The 14,171-nt window shown below is 46.2% G+C and carries 14 protein-coding genes; 10 read left to right on the top strand and 4 right to left on the bottom strand.

From position 1 onward, the window contains the following. Positions 1 to 23 precede the first annotated feature (23 nt). From C8R34_RS08445 to C8R34_RS08430, 4 genes are all read right to left on the bottom strand, one after another. Complete coding sequence (locus tag C8R34_RS08445; RefSeq protein WP_110339771.1) at positions 24 to 1,529, bottom strand: efflux RND transporter periplasmic adaptor subunit; 1,506 nt, start codon at positions 1,527 to 1,529, stop codon at positions 24 to 26. 27 nt (positions 1,530 to 1,556) lie between these two features. Then, a complete protein-coding gene (locus C8R34_RS08440; protein WP_110339769.1) occupies positions 1,557 to 2,975 on the bottom strand; it encodes a TolC family protein in 1,419 nt (472 codons plus the stop codon). Positions 2,976 to 3,094: 119 nt separating this feature from the next. Beyond that, positions 3,095 to 3,469: a hypothetical protein gene (locus C8R34_RS08435; RefSeq protein ID WP_110339767.1), complete on the bottom strand. Its 375-nt coding sequence runs from the start codon at positions 3,467 to 3,469 to the stop codon at positions 3,095 to 3,097. A gap of 121 nt (positions 3,470 to 3,590) precedes the next feature. Continuing rightward, entirely contained in the window at positions 3,591 to 4,187 is a 597-nt protein-coding gene (locus C8R34_RS08430) for a nucleoside triphosphate pyrophosphatase (RefSeq protein ID WP_181415484.1), read from the bottom strand. A 107-nt stretch (positions 4,188 to 4,294) separates the two neighbouring features. Here C8R34_RS08430 and C8R34_RS08425 point away from each other — a divergent pair, with 107 nt between their 5' ends. The 10 genes from C8R34_RS08425 to C8R34_RS08380 all read left to right on the top strand — a co-directional run bounded on the left by C8R34_RS08425 (position 4,295) and on the right by C8R34_RS08380 (position 14,135). After that, complete coding sequence (locus C8R34_RS08425; RefSeq protein ID WP_258364428.1) at positions 4,295 to 4,759, top strand: DUF177 domain-containing protein; 465 nt, start codon at positions 4,295 to 4,297, stop codon at positions 4,757 to 4,759. Between the two features lie 25 nt (positions 4,760 to 4,784). Next, entirely contained in the window at positions 4,785 to 4,964 is a 180-nt protein-coding gene (rpmF, locus tag C8R34_RS08420) for a 50S ribosomal protein L32 (RefSeq protein ID WP_110339763.1), read from the top strand. Between the two features lie 66 nt (positions 4,965 to 5,030). Next, positions 5,031 to 6,071 (top strand): phosphate acyltransferase PlsX, encoded by a 1,041-nt coding sequence (plsX, locus tag C8R34_RS08415; RefSeq protein ID WP_110339761.1) that lies wholly within the window; start codon positions 5,031 to 5,033, stop codon positions 6,069 to 6,071. Continuing rightward, a complete protein-coding gene (locus C8R34_RS08410; RefSeq protein WP_110339759.1) occupies positions 6,071 to 7,027 on the top strand; it encodes a beta-ketoacyl-ACP synthase III in 957 nt (318 codons plus the stop codon). The genes plsX and C8R34_RS08410 overlap by 1 nt, the downstream gene beginning before the upstream one ends. A 3-nt stretch (positions 7,028 to 7,030) precedes the next feature. Next, entirely contained in the window at positions 7,031 to 7,966 is a 936-nt protein-coding gene (fabD, locus tag C8R34_RS08405) for an ACP S-malonyltransferase (protein WP_110339757.1), read from the top strand. A 48-nt stretch (positions 7,967 to 8,014) separates the two neighbouring features. Next, entirely contained in the window at positions 8,015 to 8,758 is a 744-nt protein-coding gene (gene fabG, locus C8R34_RS08400; protein ID WP_110339815.1) for a 3-oxoacyl-ACP reductase FabG, read from the top strand. Positions 8,759 to 8,956: 198 nt separating this feature from the next. Next, complete coding sequence (acpP, locus tag C8R34_RS08395) at positions 8,957 to 9,193, top strand: acyl carrier protein (protein ID WP_110339755.1); 237 nt, start codon at positions 8,957 to 8,959, stop codon at positions 9,191 to 9,193. 39 nt (positions 9,194 to 9,232) lie between these two features. Then, complete coding sequence (gene fabF / locus C8R34_RS08390; RefSeq protein ID WP_110339753.1) at positions 9,233 to 10,474, top strand: beta-ketoacyl-ACP synthase II; 1,242 nt, start codon at positions 9,233 to 9,235, stop codon at positions 10,472 to 10,474. A 17-nt stretch (positions 10,475 to 10,491) separates the two neighbouring features. Further along, the gene (gene mltG, locus C8R34_RS08385; RefSeq protein WP_110339751.1) at positions 10,492 to 11,487 is read left to right on the top strand and encodes an endolytic transglycosylase MltG; all 996 of its coding nucleotides are present in this window, start codon (positions 10,492 to 10,494) and stop codon (positions 11,485 to 11,487) included. 50 nt (positions 11,488 to 11,537) lie between these two features. Next, positions 11,538 to 14,135 carry a glycosyltransferase family 39 protein gene (locus C8R34_RS08380; protein WP_110339749.1) on the top strand — a complete coding sequence of 866 codons (2,598 nt, stop codon included), beginning with the start codon at positions 11,538 to 11,540 and terminating at the stop codon, positions 14,133 to 14,135. Positions 14,136 to 14,171: the final 36 nt, after the last annotated feature.

Here is a 14,171-nt window from a genome sequence, read left to right as displayed (position 1 = left end):
CTCGCTTTTGTCAGGTCGCTGATTTAATGATCATGGCTTGCGCCCGCCTTACCTAATTCCGCCTTCAGCGCAAAACTGTTGCCTCCGGCATATTGCTCGCCGCGGGTCAGTCCCTTGAGGACTTCCACCATGTCACCATCAGCGCGCCCCAGTTCCAAAGGACGAACCTCGAAATACGGGTCATACCGACCGAATACCACTGACCAGTCCCGCAATGTTTGAATGGCAGCGACAGAAACAGCAACAGGTACTGCAATCTCTTCCGCCACCAATTCAGCATTGATAAACATTCCGGGACGCCATCTATCCGCCGTATTATCCAATTCGACCCGGGCTGTTGCAGTACGCGTTTGTCCGCCAATCAGCGTGGAGATATAAGTCACCGTTCCTTCCCCTTCCACATCGAAAGCGGTCGCCTTGACGGCAACTTTCTGACCGACCCGGATCACGTTGAGATCTTTGGGGTAAACGGTAATCGCCGTCCATACCGTGGACACATCCGCAACGGTATAAATTTCCCTGTCTTCCTTGAGTGCCTCGCCCAATGCAATCGCTTTAGCAATAATGATTCCGGAAATGGGTGAACGTATTTCATAATGCACGATATCTGCCCCTAAGCGGCTTGATTCAGGTTGTACACCCAACGCACGCAGTTTGGTAGAAGCCAACTCCAGCGCAATTTCAGCTTCATTCCACAGCTCCTGTGCCAGAAGAAATTCCTGCTTGGCGGTAATCTTTTCTTCCCACAGTTGTTTCTCCCTCTCATAAGTCGTCTTAGCCAACGTCAAGCGCTTCTTGGCAACAAAATACTGACTGCGCAAATCCGCCAGCATCGGACTTTCAACAACCGCCAGTACGTCACCTTTTTTCACCTGCTGACCATGATGGCCATAAACAGCCGTCACCATGCCGGGGGCCCTCGGCACCACCCGTACTATATTATGTTCGTTGAATATCACTTCACCCGGCAATTTGAGTTTTGGTTTGATAATGGCCGGCCCTGCCGTCAGCACTTCAATACCCATGCTTTTCAACATAGTATCTGGTATTTCCACCCGTCCTTCCACTTGGCTATAACTCCAGCGCATGAGCTTGCCGTTGCGCTCAGCTGCGATAGCGATATCGAATGAATGGGGCTCTTCCACAACTTGATCTCCCAGCAGGTAATCCGCTTCCGGAGTCAATTTGAACAATTGCGCCGATGCTCCCAATCGAGATAATGTAATGGCAACAGTCGCCGCGGCTGGCGGCAACAACTTACCTTTTTCATACAAATAAACTCGGAATTGCGGCGGCACACCTTTTTCAAAAATCGTCAATTCCACGCTAAAGTCATTATCTGTAAATAACTTGCCTCCTCTTGGTCCAGTGCCAGTTTGATTCTCAGCCAATTTCTCATTCGTGTTGGTATTGGCACTCGCCGCATCTGCTGTCACTGCGGTAGGCTTATCCAGCGTTAGGATCAACCCACCCAGTACAATTCCTATGCCAATCACAACCAGGATTGGCATCCATCGCGCTTTGTTCATAATTTAATCCCTAACCTTTTCCCGCCACTATGGCTGACGTATGTTGATTTTATGATTCGGCTTGATGCTATCGATAGGCCCCGCAATCAGGCGCTCAATGTCATTCACCAAGCGCTGATAGTTTGCCAATGCACGTACATAGAGAAGCTGGTTTTGAAATAGAATACGTTGCGCATCCAGCATCTCCAACAAACCAAACTTTCCTAATTCATAACCTCTGCTAGTCACATGAAAAGCACTTCTGGCTCCAGGCAATACTTCGTCACGCAATATATTAATTTCATTCCATACTGCTGACATCGTTTCATAAGACTGCGCGAGCTCTGTTTTCAGCCGTAATTCCATCGCGGCTTGCTCGTCTACGGCTTTGTCCACGCGTTGATAAGCATCTTTGATATTTCCTTGATTACGATCGAATAATGGTAACGGCACCATAACGCTAGCCACAGCCGTATTACCACCCAGTAGCGCATGATGCACAACGCCTGCGTTAATGGTGAGATTGGGTATGCGACGGGTCTGCTCTACTTGCAGCAATGCTTTACGCTGCTCTATGTTCTTCACGGCTCGGAGTGCCATCGGATTATCCAAAACACGCGCTTCAAGTACTTGAAAATTGGGTGGAACAATCAGCGTTTCAAGATTCCCCAGTGCCTTGCCAAATTGCGGAGAAGAGCTATCCCATAGCAACGCCAGCCGCTTGCGTGCACCTATTAAATCTCGCTGCGCCTGCTCCAGTTCAATGTGCGTAGTCGACAGTCCAACCTTAACTCTGGTTTCCTCGATGGAAGGCACCTTACCGCCTTGCACACGCTTGGTCACGGTATTCACCACATTCTGTGCAACTTGTCTGGTTTCCTCTGCGAGTCTGAGTCGCTCTTGTGCAGCGAGTACCTCAGTGAACACATTGGCAACCCTGGCAATAATTTCCACTCGTTTAGTTTCGTAATCTTTGGCAGCCAATTCTTCACCCAATAACGCAGCATTGACACGGGCCGCGCGCTTACCACCCAATTCAATCAATTGACCAATCCGAATGGTCGTAAGCTGCTGCACGACTTCCTGCGCTACCGCATGAGCTGAATTGATATCGCCACTCAGCTTTTGTATGTTTCCGATATTCTCAACGTTTACTGACAGTTCCGGATTTCTCAGTAACCCAGCTTGCAGTGTTATTCCTTCCAACGCACGCATTTCCTTAGCAAAGGCTGCCAATTCTGGATTGTGGCGCAATGCAAGATCCACTGCGTCACGTAACGTAAGATCACTATTCTTTTCACCATCGACTGAATAAACCGGATTTCCGTTAGTCTTGGTACCCAATAAATCAGTACTGGCTTGTACCTGAGTTGAGAAGCTTATTAATAAGATAAAACCCAGTAAGATGATTCGTAATTCCGAATCTACCCAATGGTAAAGCGCTATAAACAGGTCGCGCAATTTCATGGAATTCCTCCGCATATGCTTAAGCCTATACAAAACAGGTTACAAGATGAGTTTGTATTAACCCGTTTCAGCGGTGCGTAGATCACAACAGCAATCCACAAACACAGCAGTTTTAAAATCTAGCTCAAAGAAAGGCTTCGGGGAGGACGAAGAGGTAAATCTGGAATTGTTTCTGGAAGCATCGCAGAAATAAATACAGTCAAAACTTCTGCTACTGCTTGATTCGGTATCAAAGGAAAAGAATTAAAATAAAAAGGTTGATATTGCCCTGCAGAATGTAAGCATAAATGCGTTGCTGCATCAAGATCAGCACCTTCTCTGGAAACGTTGTTACGGTGCGACTCTAAATGCGTTGCGGGATCCAGCGGCAGTACTTGACGAATATGATCCAGCTCATGAGCAAATACCTCTCCTCTAAAAGATAAACTCAACCCGTTAGTCAGTATGCTCACAATAAGCATGAAGATAACAGGGCAAGCAGAGTATTTCCTCATAGAACTCATGACCAATAATCAGTGAAAGTTTCACTCAAGATATAATGATTTCACATTACTCATATATTTGCAATCCAATCTAGAAGCACTTGTAAAAGCGGCCTATTTTAACAGATCGTCATCAAATAAGCATGACGCCTTCATGAGCCAGCATATCAATCAGGGCTATAAGCGGCAACCCAATCAGTGCATTGGGATCGTCTCCGATCATGCGTTCGATGAGCGCAACACCCAATCCTTCTGATTTTGCACTACCCGCACAATGATAGGGGCGCTCTTTGAGCAGATAATTCTCGATTTGCTGATCGCTGAGCTGCCGGAATTTTACACGATAAGGAATTACCTGTATTTGCAACCGATCCGTAGTACTATTCAGCAAACATAAAGCCGTATAGAAAACCACCTCTTTACCACGCATTAAGCGCAACTGTTCGGTTGCATTGCTATGATTCAATGGTTTCCCAAGACGAGTGTTTCCTAATATGGCTATTTGGTCAGAACCGATAATAAGGGCGTGCGGATAATTTTTAGCAACAGCGCGGGCTTTTTCCTCAGCGAGGCGTACGGCGGTCTGTTCCGGCAATTCATTCAATAGCGGTGCTTCATCGATTTTTGGATGCGTGGTTTCAAATGGAATTTGTAAACGCTGGAGCAATTCTTTGCGATAAATCGAGCTGGATGCCAATATGATTTTTTGGGTAATGGTTTGAGTTTTCAAAATTTCCTTCGGTATTTTTTGACACTTTAAAGCAAAAAATATAACATGCGCGCCTTATGTCTGTGCGATTTGTGATAACCCCTCTCGATTTTGTACGTAATGCGGGTGTGCATTATGATAAAATCCCGGTATCTGAATTTACACGTTTGCGTGATTTGCTGTTTGATGATGGCGGTGTAGTGACATACCAGATCAGTGGTTATTCTGATAAGAATAATAAACCATGCCTACATTTGGAAGTTAAGGGTGAAATACACCTCAGATGTCAGCGTTGCCTTGACAAATTAACGCATGTTATAGATCTGCAAGCTTTTTTTCGCTTGGTTAAAAACGAAGCAGAACTGGATCAAGTAAATGACGATGATACCATGGATGCTATTTTGGCAACGTCTGATTTGGATGTATTCGATTTGGTTGAAGAGGAAATTATTCTCAGCTTACCAATTTCATCGTGTCATCCAGATGATGAATGCAAAATACATCTACCGGAATCCATCGAAAGTAACGTAGATGATCAGTCACATTCAGCACACCCATTTGCAACATTAGCAAAATTTAAAAAGACGAATTGAAAATTGAATTTAAGGAGTTAATCGCATGGCAGTCCAACAAAACAAGAAGTCCCCTTCAAAACGTGGCATGCATCGTTCACATGATTTCTTAACCAATCCTCCTTTGGCCATAGAATCAAGCACTGGGGAAGTCCATTTACGTCACCACATTAGTCCCAATGGATACTACCGCGGCAAAAAGGTTGTTAAAACTAAAAACGATTAAAAATCTTGTCTATTGCTACAAGCTGCACTGAGTGTATCGTTTTCCCAGTCATAAAGAGCGCTGAAATTGGATATTACTGTAGCAATAGATTGTATGGGCGGTGATCATGGTCCGCATGTGACGATTCCAGCAGCGGTCGATTATCTTCGCAACGATCCCGAAGCCAATATCATTCTTGTCGGCATTCCTGATGCAATTGAAGCGGAATTACGTGCAGCGAATTCTGCACCAGGACCCAGAATTCGCATACATCCGGCCAGCGAGGTCGTCAGCATGGATGAATCGCCTGCGCTCGCTTTACGCGGCAAGAAAGATTCTTCGATGCGCGTTTCTATCAATCTTGTTAAAACAGGTGAAGCACAAGCTTGCATCAGTGCCGGGAACACAGGTGCATTACTGGCGACATCCCGCTTTGTGTTAAAAACAATTCCCGGTGTTGATCGTCCAGCACTTGCAGGCATACTGCCAACCATGACAGGCCATACTTATATTTTAGATCTGGGTGCCAACGTTGATTGTACGGCTGAGCACTTGTTTCAATTTGGAATTATGGGTTCTTCCCTGGTTTCCTCAGTTGAAAACAAACCAGCACCAAGCGTTGGATTACTCAACGTGGGTCAAGAAGAAATCAAAGGCAATGAAACCGTTAAACACGCAGCTGAATTGTTACGTCATAGCGGGCTCAATTTTTATGGTAATGTTGAAGGCAACGATATTTACAAAGGAACGACCGATATCGTTGTTTGCGACGGATTTGTCGGCAATATCACCTTGAAAACCTCAGAAGGTCTGGCACAAATGCTAGCAACTTACTTGCGCGAAGAATTCAAACGCAATTTACTGACCAAACTGGTCGGTATCACTGCGATGCCCATTATAAATTCCTTTAAACACCGCGTAGATCATCGCCGATACAACGGTGCCAGCTTTTTGGGCTTACGCGGCATAGTGATTAAAAGCCACGGCTCCGCTGATAAATATGCATTTGGTTTTGCCATTAAACGCGCAGCGGATGAAGTACGTGGCGGCATGCTACGTCGTATTAGTGAACGGGTTGCCGAGCTTTCTCATCATTCTCAAACCTCTCCGGAAACACTGACAAAATAATGTATTCAAGAATCACTGGAACCGGTAGTTATTTACCAGAAAAGATATTGACTAACCATGAACTGGAGAGCATGGTAGATACCAGTGATGAATGGATACGTACCCGTACCGGCATCACGCAACGGCATATTGCGCGTGAGGATCAAGTAGCCAGTGATCTGGCACTGTATGCCAGTCAAAATGCCATGAGCGCTGCTGGTGTCAGCAGCAAAGATATTGATCTGATCATCGTTGCCACGACGACCCCGGATATGGTATTCCCAAGCACGGCTTGTATCCTGCAAAATAAGCTGGGGATTGAAAATTGCCCGGCGTTTGATGTACAGGCCGTCTGCAGCGGTTTTGTGTATGCGCTGGCAACAGCTGACATGTTTGTAAGTTCGGGTAAGTGTCGCAATGCATTGGTGGTTGGTACTGAAATTTATTCTAAAATACTCGACTGGAATGATCGCAGCACCTGTGTTTTATTTGGTGACGGCGCGGGCGCAGTAGTGCTTTCGCAAAGTGATCAGCCCGGCATTTTGTCCACTCATCTCCATGCCAGCGGCAGCTATAGCAATGTTCTATCCGTGCCCGGCAGCATTAGTGGCGGGAAAGTACAAGGTAATCCATATATCAACATGGAAGGCGGTACCGTTTTCAAATTTGCAGTCAAAGTTCTGGAAGAAGTCGGACAAGAGGCCGTGGCTGAGAACAATCTGCAAACGACGGATATTGATTGGCTGATTCCCCACCAGGCAAATATACGCATCATACAATCCACAGCAAAGAAACTTGGCATACCGATGGATAAGGTAGTTGTGGCCGTCGACAAACACGGCAACACTTCCGCAGCTTCCATTCCACTTGCTCTGGATATTGCAGTACGTGATGGACGCATCCATCCCGGCCAATTGGTTCTACTGGAAGGCGTTGGGGGTGGTTTTACATGGGGAGCAGTTTTACTGCGCTGGTAATTTATGAAATTTGCATTTGTATTTCCAGGTCAAGGGTCACAATCCATTGGAATGATGAATGGGTATGTGGATTTACCCATTATCCAGGAAACTTTTCAAGAAGCATCGGATATCCTCAAACAGGATTTCTGGTCAATGGTAAATTCCGGGCCTGTCGAAGATCTCAATCTTACAGTCAATACACAACCGCTCATGCTGATAGCAGGCATCGCGGTATACCGTGCATGGATCAGTCTAGGGGGGGCAAAACCGGCATTACTCGCTGGACATAGTCTGGGCGAATACACGGCATTGGTCGCAGCGGAAGTGCTGAGTTTTGCCGATGCGCTGACGCTGGTGCGCTTCCGCGCACAAGCAATGCAACATGCCGTACCGGAAGGAATCGGCGGAATGGCCGCAGTTTTAGGCTTGGATGATGAGATCATCAGAACCGTATGTCACGATATCACGCAACAGTGTAACGGAGAATCACTGGAACCAGCCAATTTCAACTCACCGGGACAAGTAGTCATCGCCGGGCACAAAAATGCCATTTTGCAAGGCATGGAAATGGCTAAATCAAGAGGCGCAAAACGCGCAGTCATGCTACCGATGAGTATCCCTTCACATTGTTCGCTGATGAAACCAGCAGCTGAAAGTATGCAACAACAGTTGGAAGGCATCGCATTGCAATCTCCTAAAATCGCAATTTTGCATAATGCCGATGTAAAATCGCACTCTGATGCACTATCCATCAAGAAAATTTTAGTTCAACAACTCGTCAGTCCAGTACGATGGGTAGACACAATCCACGCCTTTGCGGTTGCCGGCATGACACATGTCATTGAGTGTGGGCCCGGAAAGGTATTGATTGGACTGAACAAACGCATAGACCAAAGTTTGCAACAGTTATCATTAATCGATAGCGAAACAATCAAACAAGCAGTTAGTTTACGATAATCACCATGAGTATTTGCTACTTACGGTCATGGCTCTATGTATGGAGATATGATTTTGGAAAATAAAATAACATTGGTAACAGGCGCTAGTCGCGGTATTGGACAAGCTATCGCACTTAAACTCGGTCAGCATGGCGCGATTGTCATTGGCACAGCAACCACAGAAAATGGTGCCAACACGATTAGTCAGTATCTGGAGAAGGCCGGCATCAAAGGCACAGGTATCATGCTGAACGTGAATGATACTGAACAAATGCATAGTGCCATGCAAATCATTCGCGAGAAATTTGGTGAGATCGAAATACTGGTTAACAACGCCGGCATCACACGGGACAATCTGTTGGTTCGCATGAAAGACGAGGAATGGAACGAAATCATAGCCACCAATCTTACATCGGTGTTTCGTTTAAGCCGCGTCGTGCTTCGCGCTATGATGAAAGCTCGCTATGGACGCATTATCAATATCTCTTCTGTAGTCGGTGCAATTGGAAACATGGGGCAAGCAAACTATGCTGCTGCCAAAGCAGGTCTGTTTGGTTTTAGTAAATCACTGGCGCGCGAAGTGGGCAGTCGCAATATCACCGTGAACTGTGTCGCCCCAGGGTTTATTGATACTGATATGACTCGCTCACTGACTAATGAGCACCAACAAAGTTTAATTCAGCACGTTCCTTTAGGAAGATTAGGGCGCCCTGAAGAAGTTGCATCCGCTGTGGCGTTTCTAGCTTCGTCCGCTGCTGGCTACATTACCGGTACGACACTTCATGTGAATGGTGGAATGTATATGGATTGATAAAGCGTATTAGAAAATTTATACACAAAAATTAATAGTAATATATTATCTCTATGCTACGAAATTTAGCTAAAAAAGATTGAATCGTAAAATAACTGAAATCTCGTAAGCTATGATCATGCTTCAGTTCGGTTCTGCTGATACTGAAAATTTGTTAAAATAAAAGAGTTTTTCTTACCTGAAAGGAAATACCTAGAGATGGAAAATATTGAGCAGCGTATTAAAAAAATTGTTGCCGAACAACTTGGCGTGAATGAAACAGAAGTCAAAAATGAATCCTCTTTTGTCAATGATCTGGGAGCGGATTCACTTGACACAGTTGAGCTGGTCATGGCACTGGAAGAAGAATTCGAATGTGAGATTCCAGATGAGCAAGCAGAAAAAATAAATACCGTTCAGGAAGCGATTGACTACGTCACTGCCAACACAAATTAGTCTTTTGTTTTTAAAGTACAACAAGTAATTGGAGTTATTTTGTTGAAACGCAGGGTAGTAATTACCGGGTTGGGTATTGTATCGCCCGTTGGAAATACAGTGTCAAGCGCGTGGGAAAATATTGTTTCAGGTAAATCTGGCATTACTAAGATTACTCGCTTTGATGCATCAAATTTTTCTTCACAAATTGCCGGTGAAGTAAAAGACTTTGATATTCACCAATATCTGTCCGTCAAAGAAGCACGTCGTATGGATATTTTTATTCATTACGGCATGGCGGCAGCAATTCAAGCTGTCAAAGACGCAGGTATCGAAGATGTCACGCATCTTGATTCGGAGCGAATCGGTGTCAATATCGGTTCAGGAATCGGCGGCTTGCCAATGATTGAAAACACCGATACCGCATATCATGCCGGCGGTCCACGCAAAATATCTCCTTTTTTTATTCCTAGTACGATCATTAATATGATTGCGGGTAATTTATCCATTATGTATGGATACAAAGGTCCCAATCTCGCTATCGTCACAGCCTGTACTACGGCAACACACAGCATTGGCAATTCGGCCCGTATGATTGAATATGGCGATGCGGATGTGATGGTATGTGGTGGCGCGGAATCCTGTGTGACACCGCTTGCCATCGGTGGATTTTCTGCTGCGAAAGCCTTGTCAGTCAGTAATGATGACCCGGCAGCCGCAAGCCGTCCCTGGGATCAAGATCGCGATGGTTTTGTACTGGGTGAAGGTGCCGGCATTCTGGTATTGGAAGAAATAGAACATGCAAAACGACGTGGCGCAAAAATTTATGCTGAATTAGTCGGTTTCGGTATGAGCGCCGACGCATTTCACATGACAGCGCCATGCGACGATGGTGAAGGTGCAGCACGCTGCATGACCAATGCGCTTAAAAATGCAGGTATTCCTACCACCGAGGTTGATTATATTAATGCACACGGTACATCTACGCCACTGGGTGATATCGCTGAAACGATCGCGGTCAAACGTTGTTTCGGAGACCATGCCAATAAACTTGCGGTAAATTCCACAAAATCAATGACCGGTCATTTGCTGGGTGCTGCCGGAGGCGTGGAGGCGGTATTTTCCGCACTTGCAATACATCATCAAGTTGCACCACCCACCATTAATCTTGTTAATCAAGACCCGCAATGTGATCTGGATTATATTCCCAATACCGCAAGAAACATGCGTATCAACGTCGCATTATCCAATTCCTTCGGATTTGGTGGGACTAACGGAACGTTGGTTTTCCGTAAAGTATAGCTGTTACTTTCCGGTGCATGCACACGCTAAAACGCCTCTTTCTTGTCGCAGTATCAATAGCCATCTTATTAGTCGGATGGCTTTATCTGCACGTGCATTCGAAAGTTACGCTGCCTACCACGCCCTATGAGTTCTCCATTCGTCCTGGTAGCAACCTAAAACAAGTCGCGCAGCAACTTGCTGATGCCGGCGTCATTCCCAACAAATGGTCATTGATTGTGCTAGCACGTTATCTGAATCAAGAATCGGCTATTAAAGCCGGTGACTATCAATTGACCGATAGCCTTTCACAAATAGCGTTGTTAAAATATCTGACAGAAGGTGACGCGAAACAAACGGAGATAAAATTCATTGAAGGCTGGACTTTTGCTCAGCTTCGGAAAGTTCTAAATGAGCATCCCGCCATCCAAAATGATACAATCGATCTCAGCGATCAGGAAATTTTGCAGCGGATCGGCGCAAGTGAAACAGCAGCAGAAGGATTATTTTTTCCTGATACGTATTATTTTATCAAGGGCGACAGCGATATCCATATTTTGCAGCGAGCATACCGGGCCATGCACAATCACTTACAAACCGGTTGGGCAGCGCGTGCAGAATCATTACCGTTAAACACTCCCTACGAAGCACTGATTCTCGCATCCATTATAGAAAAAGAAACGGGAGTAGCAAGCGACCGCGCAGAAATCGCTGGTGTTTTTATTAATCGGCTACGTAAAGATATGCGCTTACAAACAGACCCCACCGTCATCTACGGTTTAGGTGAGCATTTTGATGGTAATCTACGCAAAAAAGATCTGCTTGCAGACCAGGCATACAACACTTATACTCGCGCTGGCTTACCGCCTACACCCATTGCTTTGCCAAGTTTAGCTTCCATTCGTGCAGCACTCAACCCAGCCGAAACTGACGCACTATACTTTGTTGCGAAAGGTAACGGAGAATCGCAATTCTCTACTAACTTGACGGACCATAATAAAGCGGTGGATAAATATCAGAAGCAACAAAGATAACAATATCATGCCGCCAATCATCCATTATAAATTCTAATCTGTGGAACTACATGACCCAATTTTCCATCGTAGTACCCACATTGAATGAGTCTGAGAATATAGATCAACTCCTCACTCGTTTATTTGCACTGGATTTTAGCCCCAATAGTTTTGAAGTCATCTTCGTTGATGATGGTTCCACGGATGGCACGCCAGACAAAGTACGCGCATGGGAAAACCAAGCGAATGTCCGCTTGATTGAACGGCGCGAAAAGCCGGATCTCACCGCCTCGATACTCGCGGGTGTCGCTGCAGCACAAAGTAACGTCATTGTTGTCATGGATGCCGATCTAAGCCATTCGCCCGAAAGCCTACCAGCCGTTGTCATCCCGGTATTAGATGGCAATTATGATGTTGCCATTGGCAGTCGCTATGTTCCTGGTGGCAGCACGGAAAACTGGCCGCTGCATCGGCAACTACTGTCCCGCATAGGTAGTTGGATAGCACGCCCTATCTGCGATGTCAATGACGCCACCTCCGGTTTTTTTGCATTCCGCCGTGAACTGGCTCAAAGTATTTCTAACAATGCACGTGGCTACAAGATTCTGCTTGAATTACTGATGGCCAACCACGACAAGCTGCGTGTCACCGAAGTACCGATTTGCTTTCACGATCGCACGCATGGCACTTCAAAGCTGTCTTTTTCCCACCAGTTGGCCTATGTTCAGCGTTTGATAACCTTAGCCGGTGGCACAGTCACACTGAATACGGCTGGCCGCTTCGCAGCGGTCGGATTACTCGGTGTATTGATTGACGCCATTGTTTTTCAATGGATGATCAGCCGTGATGCCGGACTTGCTCTGTCTCACTTTGCCAGCTTCTTTGTGGCTGCAACGGTCAACTATACTTTTAATTCAAAATGGGCATTCCGTGAACATCACGCGGGCTATCTGCAATGGCATCAATTCGGTCGTTTCCTGACCGTCGGCGCCCTCGCGTTATTATTACGCGGCGGAGTGCTGGCTTTGCTGGTTTATGTTTGGCACATACCACCTCTGCTGGCAATTTTTCCGGCCATCGCTGCCACCGCAGCCGTCAACTATCTGGGCTCAGCCTTTTATGTGTTTCCTAGCAAAAAAGATCTACCGTCACTAGAGATGCGTTGGCGCACCGCAGCCATTGGTATCGTGATATTCATTCTATTGCTGCGCTTGGTTTATTTCGGTTTGGCGCAACTCATTCCGGATGAAGCCTATTACTGGCAATACGCACAGCACATGGATCTCAGTTTTTATGACCATCCGCCTATGGTGGCTTGGTTAATCTGGCTGGGCACATCGATTCTGGGACACAATGAATTTGGCGTGCGCATTGGTGCACTGTTGTGCGGTTTAGTAGCCATGGGTTACCTCTATGCACTGGCGCAGAATCTGTATAACAAATCCACTGCGATGCGGGCGGTATTGTTATTGGCTATTCTACCGATAGGAGTCGCTTCCGGCGTATTAATGACACCCGATGCGCCGCTCATTGCAGCCTGGGCCGCCACGCTCTATTACATGGAGCGTGCATTAATAGCCGGTCAACGCTCAGCCTGGCTAGGTATGGGAATCGCTTTCGGTCTGGGATTACTGTCTAAGTACACACTGGGATTATTGGGTATTGCCGCTCTGGCATTTGTCATCATCGATCCGACGGCACGCCGTTGGATGAAGCGCCCTTACCCCTATCTGGCCGCGCTATTGGCATTACTGCTTTTTTCGCCGGTGATTATCTGGAACTACGGTAATGATTGGGCATCCTTTGCATTTCAGTCGAATCGCGTGCTGACAGATAGTTATCAATTTTCAGTCCATCACTTGATTATCCACGTAATCATCCTGCTAACCCCGATCGGCTTCATTGCAGCAGTATTAGCGCTATTCTCAATTAAGAAACAGACCAATCAGCAAATTGAGTACAGACGTCACTTATTTGTGCAAGTTTTTACCGTGGTTCCATTCCTGGTTTGTTTCGCTCTCAGTACTTTTGACGAACCACGTTTTCACTGGACCGCCCCAATCTGGCTTGCAGTACTGCCCACCATCGCCTGGATGATCGGCCAAACCGACCATCTAAGCACACTGGCCAAACGCATACAAGCTGCTTGGCAACCAACTATTATCGTGTGCATCTTCGCTTATGCTTTTGTGTCGCACTATGTGGTACTGGGAATACCTGGTGTACCATATCATTTATTTACAGAGCACTATTACTGGCGAGAAACAGCCGCCGAAATTGAGCAAATTGCAGCAGAAGTCAAAAACCAAACCGGCAAGGAACCCATCGTTGTCGGCATGAGCAAATGGTCAGTTGCCAGCGCTTTATATTTTTACACGCATGGCGACACAAAATTGGATATCCGTTCACGCAATATGTTTGGGGATAGCGGTGCCATGTATGAATTCTGGTTTCCTTCTCAAGCGCCCACCGACCGCCCTATCATTCAGATCGGCATGAAACGGCGTCATTTGGAAAAAACTCGCACGGGTAGCAAAGGTATTGATGTGGAAAAAATGCTCGAGCAGCCCGGTGCCATTGAATACCGTGTGATTGAACGCTACGGCACACCGGTGCGCCGCGTATATTATCGCATCTCCGAGGGATTTAAAGGGGTGACGAATGGGTGAGTTTAGCGACTATGCAGTGACAAAATAGGCAAGCAC

Source organism: Nitrosomonas sp. Nm84 (assembly GCF_003201565.1).
Taxonomy (GTDB): domain Bacteria; phylum Pseudomonadota; class Gammaproteobacteria; order Burkholderiales; family Nitrosomonadaceae; genus Nitrosomonas.
The sequence above is the reverse complement of the archived record's forward strand: the minus strand, read 5'-3'. Positions and strand labels throughout refer to the sequence as shown.